The organism is Reyranella sp., assembly GCF_965279465.1.
Classification (GTDB): domain Bacteria; phylum Pseudomonadota; class Alphaproteobacteria; order Reyranellales; family Reyranellaceae; genus Reyranella.
Map to the genome: position 1 here is coordinate 6,102,712 of NZ_OZ257242.1, position 21,554 is coordinate 6,124,265.

Genomic DNA, 21,554 nt, shown 5'->3' on the forward strand with positions numbered 1-21,554 from the left:
TGCCGCCGTGAGCCCAATAGCGGACATCCGCCGGTGATTTTCGCTGCCGTCCTGGCACCTTGTTTGCGACACTGCACGACATGGCCAAGCATCCGAACCACACCGTAATCGGCGGCGGCAAGCTGCTCGACATCGCCAAGCGCAAGGCGGTGTCCGTCGACATCCTGATCAAGGGCGACACGATCGCCGAGATCGGCCGCCCCGGACTCGCCGCGCCGGAGGGCGCTACCGTGGTCGATGCGAAGCATCGCCTGATGCATCCCGGCCTGATCAACGCGCATACGCACGGGCCCGGCAATCTCGCCAAGGGACTGCACGACCGCTGGTCGCTCGAGCTGCTGCTGACGGCTGGCCAATGGGTGGGCACCGGGCGCAATCTCGAGGACAAATATCTGTCCGCAATGATCGGGGCCGCCGAGATGGTCCTGAAGGGCTGTACCGCGGCGTACGATCTCGCGGCCGAGTTCCCCCTTCCCTCCGTCGAAGGCCTGTCGGCGATGGCCAAGGCCTATGAGGAGGTCGGCATGCGCTGCGTGCTGGCACCGATGGTGGCCGACCTCTCCTTCTTCGAGGCCGTTCCCGGGCTGATGGATCGCCTGCCGCCTGCCCTGCAGAAGGAAGTCGAGAGCTTCAAGCTTGCGCCCTGGAAAGCCACGACGAAGCAGATGAAGAAGGCGCTGCAGAAGTGGCCGTTCGAGATGGTGCATCTCGCGCTCGCGCCGACCATCCCGCACCATTGCAGCGACGCCTTCCTGATCTCCTGCCGCGACCTCGCGAAGGAATACGACGTCGGCCTTCATACCCATGTCGCCGAATCCAAGGCGCAGGTGGTCGCCGGCTACCAACGCTACGGCACCTCGCTCGCCGCCCACATGGACGAGCTCGGGCTGGTGTCCGACCGTTTCACCGTCGCGCACGGCGTGTGGCTCGATGACGACGACATGAAGCGGCTGGGCGACCGCGGCGCCTCGGTGGCGCACAATCCCGGCTCCAACATGCGGCTGGGCAACGGCCTCGCCGACGTACGCGGCATGCTCGCGCGCAAAGTCAACGTCGCGATCGGCACCGACGGCGCGAGCTGCTCGGACAACCAGAACGTCTACGAGGCGATGCGGCTGGCCTCGCTCGCCTCCAAGGTCCAGGGGCCCGATGTCGAGACTTGGATCACCACCGAGGAGGCGTTACGCGCCACAACCGAAGGCGGCGCTCGCGCACTCGGCCTCGCCAAGCAGATCGGCCGGATCGAGCCGGGCTACAAGGCCGACATCGTCTTCCTCGACCTGCACCACATCAACTGGATCCCGATCAACGATCCGGTGAACCAGATCGTCCACACCGAGGACGGCAGCGCCGTCCATTCGGTGATGATCGGCGGCCGCATGGTGGTGGAGAACCACAAGCTGCTGACCGTCGACCTGCCCAAGCTCGCCGCCCAGGCCGCCGCGTCGCAGGCGCGCCGTGCCGCGCCGATGGGCGAGGCGCGCAAGCTCTACGATCGGCTGGAGAAGGTGGTCGGCAGCTTCTGCCCCGGCCTCGCCAAGGCACCGCTCCACATCCACCGCTTCGGTGCGAGCCATCATCATCCCCACACCCACTGAGCGCCCTCGGTTGCGTTCGCTTCGGGGTCTCTCCCTCGCCTTCGGAAGTGTCAGCGTCCTACGCTGACGGAGGGGAAGGCAACAAAGGTGGTGCGTCGCGCCCTCTCTTCGAGGCGGGGGAGCCGGTGCCGCAGGGGCTAGACCGCTGTTTCGGAGCCATCGAGCCGGGCGTTGCGCGCGCGGATTGAAGCTGCGGCGCGAGCACAACTATGTGTCAGAAGACCTTCAGGCCGAGATCGAATGCCTGGTGTGTCGCGTATTTTCCCTCCTTCGTGCGCAAGCCCAGGAGCAACGGCGGCGTCGAACGCACCCGGGGAGTCACGAGGAATCTCCGACAGGGATTGATCGTCCACGGCCAATCGCCGCAAGCGACACGCCGTATGGAAGAGGTGATCCGGCGACGAACGCCCGAACAGGGAATAGTGACGATGCGATCGCCTTTTGCTTTGCTCCTGTTCGCAGTCAGTGCCCTTACAGGTTCGTTGGCAACGTCATCGCCCGTAACCGCAGCCGAGGGCGGTCACGGCGTCTATCTTCTCGGCCTGCGCGGCACGAATGCCGGCATCACGCCGCCGCCCGGCGTCTATTTCGCCAACAACCTCTACTATTACAGCGGTGCCGCGACCGCGAGCCAGACCGTGTTTCCTACGCTGGGCGGCCAGGCCGTCGCCGACGTGAAGGCGACGGTCGTGCTGGATCTGCCGAGCGTCATGTGGTCCACGCCGGCCGAGGTGCTGGGCGGCAATCTGGCGTTCTCACTGTTGTGGCCAATTGGCGGCCCGACCGTGAACGCCGGCGCACGACTATCGTCGTCTCTTCTCGGATTTTCGGCGGCAGGATCGCAGTCCGACTCCGTTTTCACCTTGGGCGACCCCGCGATTTCGGCGTCGATCGGGTGGCATGCGGGCAACTACCACTGGAATACGGCGCTGACGGGCTTCGTGCCGGTCGGGAATTATCGCTTCGGCGCTCTCGCCAACGTCGCCAACCATCGCTGGGCGGTCGACGTGACCGGTTCGTTCACCTGGTTCGATCCGAAGGTCGGCCTCGATCTCTCGCTGGCGGCCGGCGCCACGTTCAGCCAGGAGAATGCGGCAACACAGTACAGGACGGGCAACGAGTTCCATCTCGAATGGGCCGCGACGCAGTATCTCAGCAAGGAATTCTCGATCGGCGCCGTCGGTTACTTCTACCGGCAGTTCACCCCGGACAGCGGCGCAGGCGCGACCTTTGGACAGTTCATGGGCCAGGTCGCCGCCGTGGGCGGAACGCTTGGCTACAACTTCAAGATCGGCAATTACCCGATTGCCGCCCGTGTGAAGATCTACAGTGAATTCGCCGTCCGGAACCGTCTCGAAGGGACGGCCGGGTTCTTCACGCTGTCGCTGCCGCTCTACGTCAACGGCGCATCGGCCCGCCGCGAGAGCGACGTCGATTCGGCGAACTGATCACCGACCCGATTCACCGGACTTGGCTCGTTTCCGCAGGAGTCTGACATGACAAAGCGATCGACTGCATTCTGCTCCACCTTTGCCCTGGCGCTGGCGACGGCCATGGTGCCGGCGGCCTATGGACAGCAAAGCCTTCCATTCCCGCCGGTAGCATCGGGCAGCAAGGCAGCCCGAACGATGCAGGAATCGACCTACAATCCTCTGCCCATCCCGAAGCGGCTGCCTGCGAACGCGCCCAACATCCTCATCATCCTGATCGACGATGCGGGCCCCGCGCTGCCGAGCACCTATGGCGGCGACATCAACACGCCGACACTGTCGCGCATCGCCAATTCGGGCGTTTCCTTCAACCGCTTCCACACGACGGCGATGTGCTCGCCGACGCGGGCTTCCCTTCTGACCGGGCAGAACCATCACCGTGTCGGCGCGGGCCAGATCGCCAGCCTGGCGAACGACTGGGACGGCTACTCGGGCATGTGGCCCGCGACGGGGGCCTCGATCGCCAAGGTGCTGGGCTACTACGGCTATGCCACGTCGGCCTTCGGCAAGTGGCACAATACGCCTCACGCGGACACATCGCAGGCCGGTCCGTTCGAACGCTGGCCGACCGGCCGCCTCGTCGGCTTCGACTATTTCTACGGATTCCTCGCGGGGGAGTCGTCGCAATGGGAACCGGCCCTTGTCGAGAATCTCAATCGCATCGAGACGCCGCACCGCAAGGGCTATCACCTGACGGAGGACCTGGCCGACAAGGGCGTTGCCTGGATCCGCCAACAGCAAGCGCTCGCGCCCGACAAGCCGTTCCTGATGTATTGGGCGCCCGGCGGCGTCCATGCCCCGCACCATATCTTCAAGGAGTGGGCGGACAAGTATAAGGGAAGGTTCGACGACGGCTGGGACGCCATGCGCGAGCGGGTGGTCGCGCGGCAGAAGCAGCAGGGCTATATCCCGGCGGATACCAAGCTGACGCCGCGCCCCGAGTCGCTGGCGGCCTGGAAGGACATTCCCGAGAGCGAGAAGCCATTCCAGCGGCGGCTGATGGAAGTCTTCGCCGGATTTGCCGAGCACACCGACACGCAGGCCGGCCGCCTGATCGACGAGCTCGACCGTCTCGGGATCCGCGACAACACGCTGGTCTTCTATATCTGGGGCGACAATGGCTCGAGCGCCGAAGGCCAGGGTGGCTCGATCAGCGAGTTTCTGGCGCAAAGCGGCACCGCCACCGAGATCAAGGACCACATCCGCGTCATGAACGAGCTGGGCGGCCTCGATGCGCTCGGCGGCGACAAGATGGACAATCACTATCATGCCGGCTGGGCGTGGGCCGGCAGTGCGCCCTACCAGGGCACCAAGCTGCTGGCGTCGCACTTCGGCGGTACGCGCAATCCCCTGGCGGTTTCCTGGCCGACGTCGGTGAAGGCGGACAAGAAGCCTCGTTCGCAGTTCCATCACGTCAACGACGTCGTGCCGACGATCTACGAAGTCCTCGGCATCCAGGCGCCGAAGGAAGTCGACGGCGTGACGCAGGAGCCGCTGGACGGCGTCAGCATGGTCTATGCGCTGGCGTCAGCCGATGCCGCCGATCGCAAGAAGACGCAGTATTTCGAGATCATGGGAAGCCGCTCGATCTACCACGACGGCTACATCGCCTCCGCGCTCGGGCCCCGGTTGCCGTGGAAGACCGGCATCGATCCGGCGATCTTTCAGTGGACGCCCGACAAGGACGTCTGGGAACTCTACGACCTGAAGCGCGATTTCTCTCAGGCGGACGATCTGGCCAAGCAACAACCGGAGAGACTGGCCGAGATGGTCAGACTGTTCGACGTCGAGGCCAAGGCCAACCACGCCTATCCGATCGGTGGCGGCCTGTGGGTCGGGCTGCATCCCGAATACACCAAGCAGAATCCGGCCACGGAGTTCCACTACACGGCCGACGTCGTCGCCATCCCGGAAGCGGGAGCGCCGAAGCTCGGCCTGCGCAGCAGCCTGGTGACCATCGACGCGGAGCTGAAGGACGATTCGGAAGGCGTCCTGTATGCCCTCGGCGGCTTTTCCGGCGGTCTCGCAGCGTGGATCGACAAGGGCCGGATCAGCTTCGAGTACAATCTCTACGAAATCGAGCGGACACGCATCGAGACGACCGGCCCCCTTCCCACCGGCCGGGTGAAGATCGAGATCGAGTCGCGCACGGAACCAAAGGTGCGCAATGGCGCCATGGACGTCGCGATCCGGGTCAACGGCAAGGAGATGGCCCGAGGCCGTGTTCCCCGCACCACGGGCTATGCGCTGAGCGGCAACGATTCATTCGACGTCGGACGCGACAGCTATTCGCCGGTGTCGCCGGCGTACTACGAGCGGGCTCCCTTCAAGTTCACCGGCAGAATCGACAAGCTCGACGTCAAATATCTGCCCGCGAACTGATCCGGCAGCGGGCTGGGCAATGACACTGGCGCTCCTCGTCCTGCTCAAGGCTACGGTCGCGCTCATCATCTTTGCCATTGGCATGGAGTCGACGCCTGGCGACGCCATACGCCTGCTTCGGAACCCGGGCCTGCTCCTGCGGTCGCTGCTCGCGATGTACGTCCTGGTGCCGATGGCGGCCCTGGCGCTGGTCACCGTGCTGACGCTCCAGCCCGGCGTGGAGATTGGCCTGTTGGTGCTCGCCGTCTCGGCCGGCGCACCGCTGCTGCCGCGCAAGCTGATGGGGATCGGCGACGGCGGCTATGCCTTCAGCCTCGTCGTGATCTCGTCGATCCTGGCGGTCGTGATCGTCCCGGCCTGGATTGCCGTCCTCGGTCCGTATTTCGGAGCGCCGGCAACGCTGACGCCGGTGATCGTGGCGTGGGTCCTCGCGAAGTCGTTCTTCCTGCCCCTGATCGCCGGCATGCTGGTTCGCTGGTGGTTTCCTGCCCTTGCCACGCGCTTCGCGGCACGCGCGACGGCCGTTGCCGGCGTGGTGCTCATGCTTGCGGCGCTCGCCTTGCTCGGCCTCAACTGGGAAATCGTCCTGCACATTAAATGGGAGGGCGTCCTCACCCTGGCGGCCCTGATCGTCCTGGCCCTGGCGATCGGCCACTTGCTGGGCGGCCCGGCGGACGATGACCGCACCGCGCTCGCCATCGCCTGCGCCACCCGCCACATCGGGGTCGCCGTCATGGTTGCAACGTCCCTGCCGGGTCCCCGGACCATCGTCATCCTCGCCGTCTACATCACGACATCGGTGGTGATCTCTCTTCCTTATCTGCGCTGGCGCCGCGTCGTGGCGAAGCGGAGTCCAGGCCCATGATTCGTTCTCAAAGGAGCAGTCACATGCTGTTCAGGTCCATCGCCGCCGGAGCCTTTGCATCCGTGCTGCTCGCCACCTCGGCATTCGCAGCGCCTCCGGGTGCTGACGGCACCGTGTTGCCGTTCCCGCCCGTGCCGTCGGCGAGCGTGGCCGCGCCCACGCTGCAGGGGTCGAGACACCAGCGCCGCGAACAGGCAAACCACCTGCCGGCCGGCGCCCCCAATATCCTGATCATCCTGCTGGACGACGTCGGTTTCGGCCTGCCGGGCACGTACGGCGGCGACATCCGGACGCCGACCCTCAGCCGGATTGCCAACACGGGCGTGAGCTACAACACGTTCCACACGACCGCGATCTGTTCGCCGACCCGGGCCGCGTTGCTGACGGGGCGCAACCACCAGCGCGTCGGCAGCGGCACCATTGCCGAGCGCGCCGTGGACTGGGACGGCTACGTCGGGGTCATTCCCAAGACATCGGCGACGGTCGCCGAGACGCTGCGCCACTACGGCTACAAGACCTCGGCCTTCGGCAAGTGGCACAACACGCCGGCCGACCAGACGACGGCGATGGGCCCGTTCGACCGCTGGCCAACCGGCCATGGCTTCGACTACTTCTACGGCTTCGTCGCCGGCGAGACCTCGCAGTGGGAGCCACGTCTCTTCGAGAACACCACCCCCGTCGAGCCGCCACATGACGAGAAATATCACCTCAGCGAGGATCTTGCCGACAAGGCGGTGACGTGGCTGCGCCGACATCGCTCCTACTCGCCCGACAAGCCTTTCCTGATGTACTGGGCTCCCGGGGCCGGTCACGGGCCGCACCAGATCTTCAAGGAGTGGGCCGATAAGTACAAAGGCCAGTTCGACGACGGTTGGGACGCCATGCGCGAACGCATCTTCAAGCGCCAGAAGGAGCTGGGCTGGATCCCGGCCGACACAAAGCTGACCGCGCGGCCCGAATCGATGGCTTCCTGGGAGAGCATTCCGGCCAACCAGCGGGCGTTCCAGCTCCGATTGATGGAGGTGTTCGCGGGCTTCGTCGAGCATGTCGACGTACAGGCGGGCAAGGTCATCGACGAGCTCGAACGCCTGGGCGAGCGCGACAACACGCTGATTTTCTACATCTTCGGCGATAACGGCTCGAGCGCCGAGGGCCAGAACGGCTCGATCAGCGAACTGCTGGCGCAGAACCAGATTCCCAACACGGTCGAACAGCAGATCGAGGCTCTGAACAAGATCGGCGGCCTCGACGCGCTGGGCTCGCCCAAGACGGACAACATGTATCACGCCGGCTGGGCCTGGGCCGGCAACGCGCCGTTCAAGTACACCAAGCTCATCGCGTCGCATTTCGGCGGCACCCGCAACCCGATGGCGATCTCCTGGCCGAAGAAGATCAAGGCCGACAAGACGCCGCGCGGGCAGTTCCACCACGTCAACGACATTGTGCCGACGATCTACGAAACCGTGGGAATCACGACGCCCAAGGTGGTCGACGGCTTCGTCCAGGACCCGATCGACGGCGTCAGCCTCGCCTACACCTTCAATGACGCGAAGGCCGCCGGCCAGAAGACCACGCAGTACTTCGACAACAACGGCAGCCGCGGCGTCTATCGCGATGGCTGGTTCGCCTCGACCTTCGGGCCGCTCACGCCCTGGCTGACGGTCAGCCCCGGCCTTGCGACCTGGGATTCGGCGAAGGATGTCTGGGAGCTCTACGACCTGTCGAAGGACTTCTCGCAGGCCAACGACCTCGCGGCGACGGATGCGCAGCACCTCGCCCGCCTCAAGGAGGTCTTCCAAGGCGAAGCCAGGGAGAACAAGGCCTTCCCGATCGGCGCCGGCATCTGGCTGCGCATCCATCCCGAAGACCGGCTCAAGACGCCGTACACGCGCTGGGTCTTCGATCAGACCACGACACGGATGCCGGAGTTCACGGCGCCGGGACTTGGCCGCGAAAGCAGCCATGTCGCGATCGACGCCGAGTTCGGCGACAACGCCTCGGGCGTGCTTTATGCCATGGGTGGTGCCAGCGGCGGGCTCAGCCTGTTTATGGATAGCGGCCAGCTGGTCTTCGAATACAACATGATGATCATCGAGCGGTACACCGCGCGGTCGGCGCAGAAAATCCCGGGCGGCCGTCATGCCATCGAGGTCGAGACCACCTTCATGGACAAGCGACCGCTGTCGCCGGCAATCGTCGTGCTCAAGGTCGATGGCGTCGAGGTGGCCCGCACCACCGTGCAGCGTACCGTACCCGCGGCCTTCACCGCCAGCGAGACCCTCGATGTCGGCGTCGACCTAGGCTCGCCCGTGTCGCTTGTTTACTTCGACCGTCGTCCGTTTCGATTTGGCGGCAAGATCGGCAAGGTGGAGGTCAGGCTGAAGTAGCGGGGGACGCCTTCTGGCAGCAGGCGTTGGGCGGATCAGCATCGCCCTCAGCGCGTCGGGTGACAGTATCCTGACGCGCTTGTAGGAAGTGTCGACGTGCCCGGCCCGGGCGAGCTGGCGCAGAATCGCTCCGGCTGTCGTTCGGGCAACATTGGCCATGATTGCCAACTCCTCCTGGCCGACATCGATCTCGATTGGCGCGCCGTCGGTCGGCGAAGCCGACCTGCAGTCAGCCAGGTGAAGCAGCATGGCGACGAAGCGCTTCTTGTGATCGCGGCGCATCAGGTCGTCGACCACCGACATGGCGATTTCGAGGTGGGCGAAGCCGATCAACGCAAAGTACCGCCATGCCGAATCATCCTGCGCGACGATGGCGTTTATGGCATGGAGCGGCAGATAAAGCAGCTCGGTGCTGCGGGTGGCGCGCAGCCCAACCACGCGGGGTTGGCCAGTGAAGGCGGGCGCACCCCCGACCCACGCGCCGGGCCGCAGGAAGTATCCCATGAAAGGCCCACGCTCCAGGGGCGAGATGTCGACGGCAAGGCTTCCGCTGACGAGACCAAAGAGACCGCCGGGCGGGTCACCCCTGCGATAGATCGAACTGCCTGACCTGAATTTCCTCAGGATGCAACGTTCGAAGACCGCATGCTGGAAGCGATCGGGAGTCCGGCTGAGCCAGCCTTTCGCCAGCACAACACTTTCCGCTCGGTCGGCATCCGACATCAGGGGCGTGACATGCTCATTCACGACAAATTTGGTCATATTTCTGCCAAGGGCAATGCAAAAATTTCACTTAAGGATAACCGCCTTCTCAAACGCCCCTCCGACTTCGCTCATTTTGCGCCAACGAAACCTCCTCGAGCGCTTCTTCGCCAAACTCAACGGCTTCCGCGCCATCGCAACCCGATGTGACCAGCTCGCCGCCACATCCCTGGCTGCCGTTCCGCTGGTTTCCGCATTATTCTGGCACAACTGACGACACACCCTGCGTCAGCGCACTCAGCGCCGCCTCCAGTTCCATCACGTCGGTGACGACCGCGTCCGGCATTTCGGCCTCGCTGCGCGGACGCTGGCGGCGGTAGCGGCCGCTTTTGAAGTGGATCGTCGCCATGCCGCGCGCCTTGGCGGGCGCGATGTCCTGGTCGAGACGGTCGCCGACGAAGATGCAGGCTTCGGCTGGCACATCGAGATCGCGCGTGAAGAAGCCCGCGACCCCTGCCTTGGCCAGCCGCCCCCACGGCGTGCCCGTCGCGCCGAGCAATAGCCCCTGCCGCTGCAGCCGTGCCAGCAGCGCGTCGATCCCGGGCCGCAACTGGAAGGCATCGAGCTGGCCGGTCATCGCCTCGACCCGCTGTCGCACCCTCGCCATCGTGACCGGCTCGCCGCCGCACAGCGTCTCGATCATGTGGCCAGAGATATCCGCCGCGAAGGCCGCGACCGCCTCGTCCGAGGCCGCCTCTACCATCGCCTGGTCGACCCGCACGCCTTCCATACCGCAGGCCGCGGCGATCGCGCCGTCGACCGCCATCTCCCAGGCGAATTCGAGGTCGATCGCGCCACGAGCCCCATTGCGACATACATCACCGAGGTTCCCAGGAAGATCGATGGCAGAGAGCTTCCGAATTCCGCCGCCACCGTCCGCGCAATCACGGGCAAGACCCCGACCCCGCCCCAGCCGGTAATCTGGGTCAGCGCGAGAAAAAGCAGGACACGGAAATGACGTTGCATCGTCCACTCGCAGGTCCGAAGTGGGAGATCGTCGGCTGATCGCCAGACCCCAATTAGTAGTACGATCTGGAACCTTACTTTAGCGACATTGCAGAACAAGAATTTGGAGAAGGTGGTCGGCGGCTTCCGCCCCGGCCCCGCCAAGGCGCCGCTCCCCATCCACCGCTTCGGCGCAAGCCATCACCATCCCCACGCGCACTGAAGCGTCTTCCGCTGGGGGCGCGCCACTCCAGTGGCGCGTCATGATTCATGACAAGGCGCGCCACTGGAGTGGCGCGCCCCCAGCGGAAGACATGCTACCGCCCCGAAGCACCGGGTGATGCGGTCGACGGCGTCAGGCAGGCCGAAGGTGGTTTCGTGCACCGCCTTTTCGCGGGCAATGGCCTCGGACAGGTCAAGCAGCAGGCGGTGGTTCGGCCAGAAAATCTACCGCTGTCACCTGCACGTCGACCAGCTTACCCGGAACCGCGAATATCTCTCCCAGAGGTAGCGGCACGTCGCTGTTGCAAACGGTGGTTGATCACTTTCACGACTGTGGCCAGAGTGCCGCCGGGGCCGTCTCAGGTCGCGCTAGGTGGACCGGCTTGACCCGAGTCTGCGGCAGATGTGGGAAGCTGCGGACTCGGCTGAGTTGGAGGAATGCAGTGCGGGAGAAAACACTCTTCCTGGTCACAATCATCACGTTTGCTCTCGCCGCGTGTGCACCTATGGTCGTGCCCGATGAGCAGAAACGACCGGAAGACGTACGGACCGGCATGTCCAAGCAACAGGTTGATCGGCTGATGGGGAAGCCGAAGCAATCATGCTGGACCTATGGGCAAGGAGAATGGAACGATGACAAGGTGTGCTTCAACGATGACATTGCATATAGCGTCTCGAAGAAGACGGCCAAGCCAGGCACCAATGATTTCTATCTCACCGTAGTGGACATAGCTCCTGCATCGAAGACCGCCTCGCTATGCTGCTTCATCATGAAGGACGGCGATCCGCCACCGCAGGCCGCTTCGCCATCCGCGACGGAAGTCGCGCAATGGATGACGCCCTCGCTGGTGACGAAATCCAAAGGAAGGCCTTCCATGATGGAAGAGGACTACCTCAAGGGTGAGGACAAATATCGTGCGTTCTTCAGCAACGATGTCCTGACGAAGTTCGGCATGGTCCGCTCCTCATATACGCATGGCGGCCATAAAGTCGGTGAATGCATCGAGATTGACCACAAGTGCCCATAGCGACATCGAGGTTAATAAGTACCAGCGAAAATCTGTAGTCGGATGCCATGAACGGTCGACGACACTTCGCTAACCCGGATTTCTCAAAGGTAGAGGGTGCATCGGTATTCTGACTCTGCGAAAAGCGTTGTGCAGCAACGTTTTCTCGCGACAAGAGGAAGAACACCGATGCCGACAGAGTGTATCGCGGATTTGTTTGGATCTGCACCTGTTGAAGGACGCAGGATCGAGGCGTCGTTCGACGGCGGGTCGATCACGTCAGATGCCGGCGGACTGCTGCTGGGCGCGACGGATCGGGCGATCGGTCTGGTCGACCGGTTTGCCCGCTGCTTCACCGATCATCGCGATCCCGAGCTGATCGAGCACGAGGTGCGCACGCTGGTCGGGCAACGGGTCTATGGCCTTGCGATGGGCTACGAGGACCTCAACGACCACGACCAACTTCGGCACGATCCGCTGCTGGCGGTGTTGCTGGGCAAGCTTGCGGCGAAGCGGGCGGACTGCGCGCCGGTTGCCGGCAACCTGCCCAAGCTCGCCGCCCAGGCCGCCGCGTCGCAGGCGCGCCGTGCCGCGCCGATGGGCGAGGCGCGCAAGCTCTACGATCGGCTGGAGAAGGTGGTCGGCAGCTTCTGCCCCGGCCTCGCCAAGGCACCGCTCCACATCCACCGCTTCGGCGCCAGCCATCACCATCCCCATACGCACTGACGTGTTGGCGCGGGCTCAGGAATTCGCGGCCAACTCGGCCATACCTGCCGCGAAATCGATCCGCGGCCGCCAACCCAGCTCTTTGCGAAGACGCGAAGAATCCGCGGTGATGTGCCGTACGTCGCCCAAGCGGTATTGACCGGTCACTCGAGGGCTCGGCCCGCTCATGGCTTGGGCCAAAGCTGCCGCCATCTCACCGACGGTTCGCGGCGTGCCCGAGCCCACGTTGAAGGCGCGCATGCCCGAGACGTGCTTCTCGCAAGCGAGCACCGTGGCCGCAGCTACGTCGCGCACGTGCACGAAATCGCGGCGCTGCCGGCCGTCCTCGAAAACCATGGGAGCCCTGCCCTCGCGCAGCGCGGAGGTGAAGATGGCCGCAACGCCCGCATACGGCGTATTGCGCGGCATGCCCGGTCCATAGACGTTGTGATACCGCATGGCGGCGACCGACCCGCCGGTCGAGCGCGCCCAATTCGAGCAGTAGAACTCCTGCGCGACCTTGCTGCTGGCATAGGCGTTGCGCGGATCGAGCGGCGCGCTTTCGCCAACGAGGCTCGTCTCGAGCGCCCGGCCGCACTGTGGACACGGCGGTTCGAACTGTCCCGCAGCCAGCGCCTTCTCCTGCCGGGGCGCGGGAGTCACCAGGCCGTGTTCCGCGCATTCGCCAAAGCCTTCGCCATAGACGACCATCGAGCTGGCGAGAACGAGACGGGGCATGCTTTTCCTCGCCATGCCGGCCAGCAATTCGGCAGTGCCGGCATCGTTCGAGGAGGCATAGTCGGGCAGATCGCTCACATCCACACCAAGCCCCACCTTCGCCGCCAGATGAAGCACCGCATCGGTCCCGACCAGCGCACGATCTATCGCGGCCGCATCGCGGACGTCCCCGAGCTCGAACTCCACGCCTTCCGGCGGAACCCATTGCCGCCCGCCATGAACGTCCGCACGCAGCGAATCCAGGACACGAACGGAATGGCCACGCGACAACAGCTCGCGAACGACATGCTGGCCGATGAAGCCGGCACCACCCGTCACCAAGGCTTTCATTTGGCAGCTTCCATTCCAGTCGATCGCCGGTCGACCCTCAAGGAGGCCGCCAGCCTAAGGAAAGTCCGGGTGATGACCCACGCGGCCTTGAGGCCGACTACGAGGTTGCCCGATACCTTCGACACGCCGCCGCGACGTCGACGATGATCGACCGGAACCTCGAGGATTCGCAGGCCAGCGGCGGCGACACGCATTTGCATTTCCAGGTTCCAGCCAAAGGTCGGTTCGCGCATGCCGAGCGCGCCCAGCCGATCCAGGCGGAGCGCGCGGAGGGGCGACATGTCGGTGAAATGCACGCCGTAGGTCCAGCGCAGCAACACCCCGGCGACCCAACCGGCAACGAGCTGCTGCGGCGTCATGCTCCCGGCCTCGCGCGCACCACGCACTCGGGAACCCATCACAAAGTCCGCCGTGCCTGCCGCTACCGGCCCGATGACCGCCGGAAGAAACGCCGGCACATCGCTGCCGTCACCGTCTAGGAAGCAGACGATCTCTGCGTCGGGAGAAACTGCCGCGACACCGGCGGCGCAGGCGCTGCCATAGCCGCGGCGCGGCTCGCTCACCACCCGCGCCCCCGCTGCTTCCGCCTGCCGCGCGGTGTCGTCGGTCGAGCCGTTGTCCACGACGATGATCTCGTCGACGCCCTGAGCCAGGATTTCCCCGACCACGCCGGCGATGGGCTCGCCTTCGTTTAGACAGGGAATAACGATGGCAACCCGCTTGTTCCCCGACGCCAGCTTCATCCGAGACGCCTCCTCATCGGGCAACGCGATCGGACAAAGACATCTGCCGTTCGCGCAGGAACTGCCGCGTCGCCGGCGCCTCGGCGCCTTTGGTGAACAGCGATGCCGGCGCGGCGCCGCTCAACTCCGCCTCCAGGATCCGCAGGGATGCCGCATCGTCGACATCGTACCATGGTGGGACCTCGAAAACCGGCAGGCCGATCTCGGCCGCTCGCTCGCACGTGCGCTGAAACACCGTGCTGGTGCTCCAGACTATGTCCTCAAACAGCCGACGATGCGGTTTCGATAGGCCAATCAGTGTGTAACCGCCATCCAACGCCGGGCTCAGGACGACGTTGTCAGCCGATCGTACGGCATCGGCCGCCGCGCGCAACGTCGACGCCGGCAAGGTCGGGCTATCGGAATTCACCAGCAGGACGCCGTCATGGCCGGCCTGAAGAAGATCGGCGGCACCGTTGAAGAGCCGAGCGCCGAAATCGCCGTCGACCTGAGGCACCAGGCGGAAATCGGTCGGAAGCAGCGACCGCAAGGCCCCCTCCGAACCGATGGGCGTATAGACTGCATATCCCGTCACGTCGCCGCCCAAGACGAGTGCGCCGATCGTGCGCGAGAGATCGCGGATGAAGCAGGCCGATATGCTGGCGCACTCCTCCGGCCGCAAAGGCGGCGACAGCCGTGTCTTTGAGCGTCCCGGTGCGGGTGTCTTGCATATGATACCAATCGCGACCGTGCCCATCTCCCTCCTCCTCAAGTCTAGCCGAGCAATGGAACGGACGGTCCCAGCGCCTGGATCAGATCGAGGAACAAGTCGTCGATATCCTCGAGGCCGACCGAGAGCCGAAGCAGGTTCGGCGGGCACGGCGTTCCCGCACCTTCGATAGAGGCGCGATGTTCTATGAGGCTCTCGATGCCGCCGAGAGAGGTCGCACGCTTCCAGAGCTGGACCTGCGCCGCCACGGCAACCGCCGCCGGTTCGCCGCCCTTCACGCAGATCGACAGCATGCCGCCAAAACCACCGATCATCTGGCGACGCGCCACGTCATGGCCCGGATGGGATCTCAGGCCCGGATAGAGGACGCCGCTCAACGCCGGATGACCTATCAAACGGTCGGCCAGAATCGCCGCGGTCCTGGCCTGCGCCGCCACCCGTACATGCAAGGTGCGCATGCCACGCATCAGGAGCCAAGCGTCGAATGGACCCAAACTGGCGCCGATCCGAGCCCGAACTCTCCTGATGCTTTCCCAGATGGCGGTTCGCCCGGCGGTCGCCAACGCGCCCGCCACGACATCCGAATGGCCGTTCAAGTACTTGGTGGCAGAGTGCACTACGATATCGGCCCCGAGCTCGAGCGGGCGCGTGAAGATCGGTGTGGACACGGTTGAATCGACACAAAGCAATGCGCCGGCCGCATGGGCGATCTCAGCAACCCCAGCAATGTCGGTGAGCGTCCACATGGGGTTGCTCGGCGTCTCGATCCACACCAGGCCGGTCTTGCCGGTCCGCAACGCTGTCCGCACGGCATCCAGATCGGAGGTGTCCACGAACGAGACGGAATGGCCGCTGCGCGGGCCGAGCTCGGCGAGCCAGGACTGCAGGCCGTAATACATCGCCCGCGAAGCCAGGATGTGCGTGGGCTTCTCCAGTGCCTGAAAGACGGCGCTGGCGGCCGCCATGCCGGAGCCAAACATCAGCGCGTCTTCTGCGCCCTCCAGCGTGGCGACCAGCGCCTCCGCCTGCTGCACTGAAGGGTTGTCGGTGCCACCATAGATGCGCCCGCCGCTATAGCCATTGTCGGCGTCACGCAGATACGTCGTCGACATGTGAATTGGCGACGACAGGGCCTTGGTCACGGGCTCGGCTGCACCGGGGCCTTGCGCAACCAAGGTCCGCATCTTGTGCGGCATTCGCGTTTCATGATCCATGCGATTGCGCCGTGCCTGCAGTGAGAGGTTGACCGCCGGGGCTATCGCCGGCCAAGGGCAATCTTGATGGTTTCGTCACGGTCAATCGACTTGTTCTCTCCGCTCACGAAGACGGGCGCCTTGTCGAAGGCCTCGCGCGGCATCTCGAGCGCATCGACCTGTCGGCCGAGGATCGCCACCGTCTCGATCGGCACTCCTACTGGTCGCCGGTCCCAGTCGAACGGCCCGCCCCACCGCACCCAACCGAACCGGCGGCCATAGGGGACGACGAGCTGTATCTTGCCGGCAGGCGTGCGGACCACATCGCTGATATAGCCGATGGTGGAGTCCTGCTCGTCGAGGACCGGCAAGCCGACAAGGTCCCCTACCCGCACCGGCTGCGGATGCCGCCGAGCCATTTTTTCCTCCTGTGGCAGTGAGCCAAAGTTCGCCTGCGCCGTGGCCGGGAGCCACACGCTCTGGACAATCAGAAGCACCGCCGCGACGAGCCACGCCATCGATCTCTCCCGAATACGCTACACCGGCGCAGGATTCGCGCCGCTATCAGGAGTCTTCGCTGGAGCCGGCGCTTTCTTACAGACGAACCAGTAAATCTTTGAGCCCACGTCTCACCAGCGTAGCCAGCGACCCGCCGCCAGCGCACCGAGGATGCAAACCGTCGCAACAGCCAGCACATGCCAGAAGGCCACGAACAGGAGCGAGTCTTCAGGACAATGCAAGGTGTAGAGGGCCGCCGTTATTCCGCCCGCGAGGGAACCGGCCATCGCCCCGCTGAGGCGAGGCCGGGCGGGCGCTCCCTCCCGCAGGACCGCCAGGGCCGCGCCGAGGATCGGCAGCGACAGCAGCGTGACGCAGACAAAGCATGCAGTCGAACTGTCGCCCCAGAACCGGGCCGCCCAGCTCGACGACGGCGTGTCGGCCATTTCCAGGCCGAGCCCTGTCATCAGGATCGCAGCGGGTAGCGCCAGCCATGACAACGACACCCGGCTTTCCGGATGGCTCGACTTCAGCGCACCAGCAAAGCCCACCGCCGCCAGGGCGACGCCGGCCAGAACCGAAAACAGGATCGTCCGCGACGGGCCGTGGGCGAAATGCGGGCTGCGCGTGAACAGCAGCAGGATCGCGGCGAGGCTGACCATCGACGCGAGCGCAGTCACTATGGCGAGGCGGGGCCAGCGGCAACGCGACAGTGGGCTCCTGTCCTCGAGATCCGAGACCAGTCGATCGATCAGCTGTTCGGTGCTCACGATCTCTCGGCCTGAAATCGGGCCACGAGCCTGGCCAAACCGCGATGAAACGCGACATACACCGCTCCAGGCGACATGTTCAGCTTTGCCGCGGTGTCGGCCACGGTCGCGCCGCCCAGTCCAAGTTCTTCCACCACTTGCCGCTGGCGTCGCGGCAGGTCATCCAGGAGCCGATGCATGGGCACAGACACCACCGGCTCGACCGGTAGGACCGGGCTGACATTCGGAAAATCCTCGATCGGAAGACCTTTGTGCCGGACGCGGCCACGCACGAAATCCACCATCTTGTGCCGCGCGATCGCACGCAGCCACGGCGTGAACGGGTGATCCGGACGCCAGGTGTGACGCTTGAGATGAACGGCCAGGAGAATGTCCTGCAGCACGTCCTCGACATCCTGCACCTGCAGGCCGAAGCGCCGCAGATCCGCTGCAGCAAACTGGCGAAATGACGACGATATGTCCGTCAGCAATCGCAGGTATGCTTCCCGCGAACCGGCTTGCGCCGCCCGCATGTCCGTCGCCCACTGTTGTTCGCGAGCCTGTAAGTCCATCGCGGCGCGATCATTGCACCGGATTTCGCTCAACCCGGCGTCACAAGGACGTGACCCGCTGTAAGGTCTTGCCGTCCCCCGGCGAAAGGGAGTCGACGCCCCCTACTGTTTGCCCAAGGGTCAATCCGATGACGACGAAGCCGAAGCTCCTACATCCCATGCCTGTGCGCCTCATGCACTGGATCAATGCGCTCGCCATGCTGGTCATGATCGGCAGCGGCTGGAAGATTTACAACGACGAGGTATTGCTCGGCTGGCTGCACTTTCCCGAATGGATCACCATCGGCGGCGAGGCTCAGGGTGCATTGCAGTGGCATTTCTTTGCCATGTGGATCCTCATGCTCAACGGATTGGCCTATCTCGCCTACGGGCTCGCGACCGGACGATTTAAACGCAAGCTCTTCCCGATCCGTATCCGGGAGATACTGAACGACCTCAGGGACGCGCTGAGCTTCCGGCTCTCGCATACCGACATCACGCGTTACAACGCTGTGCAGAAAATTCTCTACACGGGAATCATTCTCGTCATCATCGTCCAGGTCGTCTCCGGATGGGCGATCTGGAAGCCCATACAGCTCTCGGAGCTGCTTCCGCTTTTTGGCGGCTTTCAGGGCGGCAGAATCGTCCATTTCCTCGGGATGGCGGCGATCGTCGGCTTTCTGATCGTCCATGTCGCGCTGGCACTGATCGTACCGAAAACGATCGGGGCGATGATCAACGGCGGGCCGGGGATCGACCCTGCCGCCAGCGGGCCGTCTGACGGCGCGCCCGGGCAAACGACGCACTGATCGGAGGATATATGTCCATACGCAACCCTTCACCTTCCGCGTTCCGCCCCAAAAACGGGATCGATCAACGCATTCTCGAGAGCAACAAGGCGCTCATTGCCGACATCGGGCGGCGCGGCATCCTGCGCGGCTCGCTCAGCCTGGGAGCCCTCACGATGCTGACGGGATGCGATGTCACCGACGAGAGTGCCGTCCAGTCGGTCCTGCGCACGGTGTCCTCGTTCAACGATCGTGTCCAGCAGTTCCTCTTCCGGCCAGACCATCTGGCACCGACCTACAGCGAAGCAGAGGTCGTGAAGCCGCCCCGCTACAACGCTTACTATGATGTCAACGACGTGGACCCGGTCGATGGCGCGACCTGGAAGCTGGAGCTTGCCGGCCTCGTCGCCGACCGGCGGTCCTGGGATGTCCAGCGCTTCTCCACCCTGCCGGAGCAGGAATGGATCATCCGCCATATCTGCGTCGAGGGCTGGGATTACATCGGCCAGTGGTCCGGCGTGAATCTTCGGCATTTCCTGGAAGTCGTGGGCGCCGACCTGAAGGCGAAGTACGTGGCTTTCAAATGCGCCGACGGCTACAGCGGCAGTATCGACATGGCGACGGCACTGCATCCGCAGACCATCCTCGCCACCAAGTATGCCCGGCAGACGATCACCGATCCGTTCGGCTATCCGCTCCGCCTGCGCACGGCGACCAAGCTGGGCTTCAAGAATCCCAAGTGGATCACCGCAATCGAAGTGACAAACGTCTATCCCGGCGGCTACTGGGAGGATCGCGGCTTCAACTGGTTCGCGGGTATCTGAATGCGGCGGTAGATCCTCCATCCATCCTGGGTCTCCACCAGCCGGTACGGATCGCCTGCCTCGAACGGGTCGTGCCGCCACGCCTCGTCCTGCGGCGTCACCACGACGACATCGCAGCGGTAGTGATCGGCGAGCTGGCTGAGGTCGTTCGCAAGAGGTGCACCGGAGAAGACGCGGTCGAACAGGGCCTTGGTCGCAGCCCGGTGCCGGGCAGTGGCCGGCGCGAAGGCGATGGCCAGATCGTCGCCCGCATAGCAGGACCGGCGATTGCCCAGTAACGCCCAGGAGATGTTCACGGGCCAGGGAGTAGCGTTACCGAGGAAGGCAGGATTGTTGGCGACGCGCTCGTCCGCCGCTGCATGCCGTCGAACGGCCTGCCAGAGCGGCGGCGAGGCCGCGAACTGACTCTCCGACGGTGTGCGGGAGGCGAAGAGATCTTCCCGGACCAGCTCGACAGTTTCCGGCAGCGCCGCCGCGACGCCCAAGGTGGCGAGGACACCGGCGACGCGGGCTGGCGTCCCGCGCCAACGCGAGATCACCGTCGCCGCAAAGGCAGTCAGCAGGAGGATCGCCGGAAGGACCGCCCGCCAACCCAGGTCGTTGTTGTACGCAACAACACTTTGCAGCATCCAGCCCGCGCCGAGGCTCGCCCCCGTCATCAGGATGAGCGGCATTACCGGGGCCTGCGTGGCAGCCTCGACCCGGCGATGCCTGACCAGAACGAACAGGGCGACCATGCCCGCCGGATAGATGGCCACCAGCTCGACCGGAAGGTAGAGCAGCCAGTAGGCCGGCAGATCGAGAAAGGGCTTGAGCGATTCTGGCACGGCCGGTCCGAGAACGCTGACCGCTCCCGCGGCGATCGGCAATCCGCCGCCCCGCGCCAGCGCCGCCGCGGATTGGTCGAGGAGGAAGGGCAGGCTGAACAGCAGCGCCAACGCAGCGCCAGCGCTGGCCCCCAGCGCAAAGCCCAGTCGCCGCCCATGGGTCGCCGACCACAAAAGACAAGGAGCCACCGCCAGCATACCGACCGCGAAGACAACGCCGCCGACCCAGATCGACGTCTGATAGCCTGCGGCAGCGACCAGCCCGAATATGCCGGACGCGACCCAGCCGCCGACCCGGGCCATCCGCTCGAGAACCAGGCAGGCGAGCACGACGCATGTTGCAGAGGCCAGATGCTGCGGCGCCCAAGCGGTCTGGAAGAGCCAGGGGCCCAATCCCGAGGCTGGCACCAGCAGCGCGGAGGCGGCAGACGGAGCGATCCATTCGAGCGAGGCACGCAGCGACGCACTGGCCGTCAACACGAGGACGAGAAACGGCGCTGCGCTCGAAGCACCCAGCCGCAGCACGAGACCGAACATCGTCACGAGTGAGGCAAAAGCCGTAAACCACGTGAGCGCGGCGTCGGCCTCCCAGCCGCTCGCTCCTGTCAGCACCGCGAAGACGGCGGCGCTGAAATGCCAAAGGTAGTAGTACGCGAGCCGCTCCGGTGCGCCCACCTCGCCGATGAACGGATTATGCGGCGGAACACCGGCGCGACGTATCTCATCGACGATCGCGATCTTTGAATGGTCGAAGATCGAAGCCGCCAGCGTCACCCCTTCGGGCGTTGGCTTGGGTAGAGCGGCAGACGCAGGGATCAGGGCGAGAAGAGCCGCGGCGGCCACGGCGACGGCCAGCGGCGGAGAAAGAGCAAGCGATCGTGCGACGGCCGCACGCTGCAGGCCGAGCGCCACGACGGCGGCCGCCACAAACGCTCCTGTAACCACCGCGACCATCGGCCGGCTCATGCCAAGCCAGCAAAGCAAGGGCAGCGCGATCACGCTCTGAACGGCGAAGCCCAATGCCGGCGCAAGCAACAGCGCGGCGGGCGCAGCGAAAAGGCGCGAGGCGATGGGCAATCCGACCAGTGTCCAGACGACCACCATTGCAACGGCACACGCCAGGGTAAGTTCAACAGAAGGCATTGTCCCTTTGGCGATCAATCACGGCGCGGCGCCTGCTGGATGCACTTCCGCGCATGCCCGCTGGCGCGTCAAGCCGTAACGCCCTCGCCTGAAGATCA

19 protein-coding genes and 1 pseudogene are annotated in these 21,554 nt (G+C 64.8%); 10 read left to right on the plus strand and 10 right to left on the minus strand.

Annotation, left to right across the window (positions count from 1 at the left end):
* The first annotated feature begins 80 nt into the window (after positions 1 to 80).
* The 5 genes from ACQY8M_RS29690 to ACQY8M_RS29710 all read left to right on the plus strand — a co-directional run bounded on the left by ACQY8M_RS29690 (position 81) and on the right by ACQY8M_RS29710 (position 8,722).
* Positions 81 to 1,598: an amidohydrolase family protein gene (locus tag ACQY8M_RS29690; protein ID WP_428663592.1), complete on the plus strand. Its 1,518-nt coding sequence runs from the start codon at positions 81 to 83 to the stop codon at positions 1,596 to 1,598.
* A gap of 482 nt (positions 1,599 to 2,080) precedes the next feature.
* Positions 2,081 to 3,046 carry a SphA family protein gene (locus ACQY8M_RS29695; protein ID WP_428663595.1) on the plus strand — a complete coding sequence of 322 codons (966 nt, stop codon included), beginning with the start codon at positions 2,081 to 2,083 and terminating at the stop codon, positions 3,044 to 3,046.
* A 48-nt stretch (positions 3,047 to 3,094) separates the two neighbouring features.
* The gene (locus ACQY8M_RS29700) at positions 3,095 to 5,470 is read left to right on the plus strand and encodes an arylsulfatase (protein ID WP_428663598.1); all 2,376 of its coding nucleotides are present in this window, start codon (positions 3,095 to 3,097) and stop codon (positions 5,468 to 5,470) included.
* A gap of 19 nt (positions 5,471 to 5,489) precedes the next feature.
* A complete protein-coding gene (locus tag ACQY8M_RS29705) occupies positions 5,490 to 6,335 on the plus strand; it encodes a bile acid:sodium symporter family protein (RefSeq protein WP_428663601.1) in 846 nt (281 codons plus the stop codon).
* Between the two features lie 23 nt (positions 6,336 to 6,358).
* Positions 6,359 to 8,722, plus strand: a complete 2,364-nt coding sequence (locus tag ACQY8M_RS29710) for an arylsulfatase (RefSeq protein ID WP_428663604.1) — start codon at positions 6,359 to 6,361, stop codon at positions 8,720 to 8,722.
* Here ACQY8M_RS29710 and ACQY8M_RS29715 read toward each other — a convergent pair.
* Positions 8,633 to 9,484, minus strand: a complete 852-nt coding sequence (locus tag ACQY8M_RS29715) for a Crp/Fnr family transcriptional regulator (protein WP_428663607.1) — start codon at positions 9,482 to 9,484, stop codon at positions 8,633 to 8,635. The two genes, ACQY8M_RS29710 and ACQY8M_RS29715, sit on opposite strands and share 90 nt — an antisense overlap.
* A gap of 24 nt (positions 9,485 to 9,508) precedes the next feature.
* On the opposite strand from ACQY8M_RS29715, the pseudogene ACQY8M_RS29720 reads away from it, so the two are divergent.
* A pseudogene (locus tag ACQY8M_RS29720) lies at positions 9,509 to 9,698 on the plus strand (IS5/IS1182 family transposase); the annotation flags it as partial.
* Here ACQY8M_RS29720 and ACQY8M_RS29725 read toward each other — a convergent pair.
* Positions 9,681 to 10,250: an HAD family hydrolase gene (locus ACQY8M_RS29725; RefSeq protein WP_428663610.1), complete on the minus strand. Its 570-nt coding sequence runs from the start codon at positions 10,248 to 10,250 to the stop codon at positions 9,681 to 9,683. The pseudogene ACQY8M_RS29720 and the gene ACQY8M_RS29725 overlap by 18 nt on opposite strands.
* An 844-nt stretch (positions 10,251 to 11,094) precedes the next feature.
* Here ACQY8M_RS29725 and ACQY8M_RS29730 point away from each other — a divergent pair.
* The gene (locus tag ACQY8M_RS29730) at positions 11,095 to 11,679 is read left to right on the plus strand and encodes a hypothetical protein (RefSeq protein ID WP_428663613.1); all 585 of its coding nucleotides are present in this window, start codon (positions 11,095 to 11,097) and stop codon (positions 11,677 to 11,679) included.
* 168 nt (positions 11,680 to 11,847) lie between these two features.
* The gene (locus ACQY8M_RS29735) at positions 11,848 to 12,384 is read left to right on the plus strand and encodes a transposase (protein WP_428663616.1); all 537 of its coding nucleotides are present in this window, start codon (positions 11,848 to 11,850) and stop codon (positions 12,382 to 12,384) included.
* A 15-nt stretch (positions 12,385 to 12,399) separates the two neighbouring features.
* On the opposite strand, the gene ACQY8M_RS29740 is transcribed toward ACQY8M_RS29735, so the two are convergent.
* From ACQY8M_RS29740 to ACQY8M_RS29770, 7 genes are all read right to left on the minus strand, one after another.
* On the minus strand, positions 12,400 to 13,431 hold the full coding sequence (locus ACQY8M_RS29740) for an NAD-dependent epimerase/dehydratase family protein (protein ID WP_428663619.1): 1,032 nt from the start codon (positions 13,429 to 13,431) through the stop codon (positions 12,400 to 12,402).
* Positions 13,428 to 14,174, minus strand: a complete 747-nt coding sequence (locus ACQY8M_RS29745; RefSeq protein WP_428663622.1) for a glycosyltransferase family 2 protein — start codon at positions 14,172 to 14,174, stop codon at positions 13,428 to 13,430. Before ACQY8M_RS29745 ends, ACQY8M_RS29740 begins: the two co-directional genes overlap by 4 nt.
* Before the next feature lie 13 nt (positions 14,175 to 14,187).
* Positions 14,188 to 14,910: a TIGR04282 family arsenosugar biosynthesis glycosyltransferase gene (locus tag ACQY8M_RS29750; protein ID WP_428663625.1), complete on the minus strand. Its 723-nt coding sequence runs from the start codon at positions 14,908 to 14,910 to the stop codon at positions 14,188 to 14,190.
* 17 nt (positions 14,911 to 14,927) lie between these two features.
* On the minus strand, positions 14,928 to 16,097 hold the full coding sequence (locus ACQY8M_RS29755) for a trans-sulfuration enzyme family protein (protein ID WP_428663628.1): 1,170 nt from the start codon (positions 16,095 to 16,097) through the stop codon (positions 14,928 to 14,930).
* A gap of 41 nt (positions 16,098 to 16,138) precedes the next feature.
* Positions 16,139 to 16,594 (minus strand): PRC-barrel domain-containing protein, encoded by a 456-nt coding sequence (locus ACQY8M_RS29760; RefSeq protein WP_428663631.1) that lies wholly within the window; start codon positions 16,592 to 16,594, stop codon positions 16,139 to 16,141.
* A gap of 111 nt (positions 16,595 to 16,705) precedes the next feature.
* A complete protein-coding gene (locus ACQY8M_RS29765; protein ID WP_428663634.1) occupies positions 16,706 to 17,344 on the minus strand; it encodes an NrsF family protein in 639 nt (212 codons plus the stop codon).
* Positions 17,341 to 17,928, minus strand: a complete 588-nt coding sequence (locus ACQY8M_RS29770; protein WP_428663637.1) for a sigma factor-like helix-turn-helix DNA-binding protein — start codon at positions 17,926 to 17,928, stop codon at positions 17,341 to 17,343. Before ACQY8M_RS29770 ends, ACQY8M_RS29765 begins: the two co-directional genes overlap by 4 nt.
* 125 nt (positions 17,929 to 18,053) lie before the next feature.
* Between ACQY8M_RS29770 and ACQY8M_RS29775 the strand changes: the two genes are divergently transcribed.
* Both ACQY8M_RS29775 and ACQY8M_RS29780 read left to right on the plus strand, forming a co-directional pair.
* A complete protein-coding gene (locus tag ACQY8M_RS29775; protein ID WP_428663640.1) occupies positions 18,054 to 18,683 on the plus strand; it encodes a cytochrome b/b6 domain-containing protein in 630 nt (209 codons plus the stop codon).
* 11 nt (positions 18,684 to 18,694) lie between these two features.
* Positions 18,695 to 19,486: a molybdopterin-dependent oxidoreductase gene (locus ACQY8M_RS29780; protein ID WP_428663643.1), complete on the plus strand. Its 792-nt coding sequence runs from the start codon at positions 18,695 to 18,697 to the stop codon at positions 19,484 to 19,486.
* On the opposite strand, the gene ACQY8M_RS29785 is transcribed toward ACQY8M_RS29780, so the two are convergent.
* Positions 19,444 to 21,456 carry a hypothetical protein gene (locus tag ACQY8M_RS29785; protein ID WP_428663646.1) on the minus strand — a complete coding sequence of 671 codons (2,013 nt, stop codon included), beginning with the start codon at positions 21,454 to 21,456 and terminating at the stop codon, positions 19,444 to 19,446. The genes ACQY8M_RS29780 and ACQY8M_RS29785 overlap by 43 nt on opposite strands.
* Positions 21,457 to 21,554 lie beyond the last annotated feature (98 nt).

Excerpts from the sequence above, each read along its gene's own strand:
- ACQY8M_RS29725 (WP_428663610.1), bottom strand. The coding sequence starts at position 10,250 with ATGGCGGTCGACGGCGCGATCGCCGCGGCCTGCGGTATGGAAGGCGTG.
- ACQY8M_RS29785 (WP_428663646.1), bottom strand. The coding sequence starts at position 21,456 with ATGCCTTCTGTTGAACTTACCCTGGCGTGTGCCGTTGCAATGGTGGTC.
- ACQY8M_RS29755 (WP_428663628.1), bottom strand. The coding sequence starts at position 16,097 with ATGGATCATGAAACGCGAATGCCGCACAAGATGCGGACCTTGGTTGCG.
- ACQY8M_RS29710 (WP_428663604.1), top strand. The coding sequence starts at position 6,359 with ATGCTGTTCAGGTCCATCGCCGCCGGAGCCTTTGCATCCGTGCTGCTC.
- ACQY8M_RS29705 (WP_428663601.1), top strand. The coding sequence starts at position 5,490 with ATGACACTGGCGCTCCTCGTCCTGCTCAAGGCTACGGTCGCGCTCATC.
- ACQY8M_RS29700 (WP_428663598.1), top strand. The coding sequence starts at position 3,095 with ATGACAAAGCGATCGACTGCATTCTGCTCCACCTTTGCCCTGGCGCTG.
- ACQY8M_RS29750 (WP_428663625.1), bottom strand. The coding sequence starts at position 14,910 with ATGGGCACGGTCGCGATTGGTATCATATGCAAGACACCCGCACCGGGA.
- ACQY8M_RS29775 (WP_428663640.1), top strand. The coding sequence starts at position 18,054 with ATGCCTGTGCGCCTCATGCACTGGATCAATGCGCTCGCCATGCTGGTC.
- ACQY8M_RS29780 (WP_428663643.1), top strand. The coding sequence starts at position 18,695 with ATGTCCATACGCAACCCTTCACCTTCCGCGTTCCGCCCCAAAAACGGG.
- ACQY8M_RS29740 (WP_428663619.1), bottom strand. The coding sequence starts at position 13,431 with ATGAAAGCCTTGGTGACGGGTGGTGCCGGCTTCATCGGCCAGCATGTC.
- ACQY8M_RS29690 (WP_428663592.1), top strand. The coding sequence starts at position 81 with ATGGCCAAGCATCCGAACCACACCGTAATCGGCGGCGGCAAGCTGCTC.
- ACQY8M_RS29715 (WP_428663607.1), bottom strand. The coding sequence starts at position 9,484 with ATGACCAAATTTGTCGTGAATGAGCATGTCACGCCCCTGATGTCGGAT.
- ACQY8M_RS29735 (WP_428663616.1), top strand. The coding sequence starts at position 11,848 with ATGCCGACAGAGTGTATCGCGGATTTGTTTGGATCTGCACCTGTTGAA.
- ACQY8M_RS29760 (WP_428663631.1), bottom strand. The coding sequence starts at position 16,594 with ATGGCGTGGCTCGTCGCGGCGGTGCTTCTGATTGTCCAGAGCGTGTGG.
- ACQY8M_RS29745 (WP_428663622.1), bottom strand. The coding sequence starts at position 14,174 with ATGAAGCTGGCGTCGGGGAACAAGCGGGTTGCCATCGTTATTCCCTGT.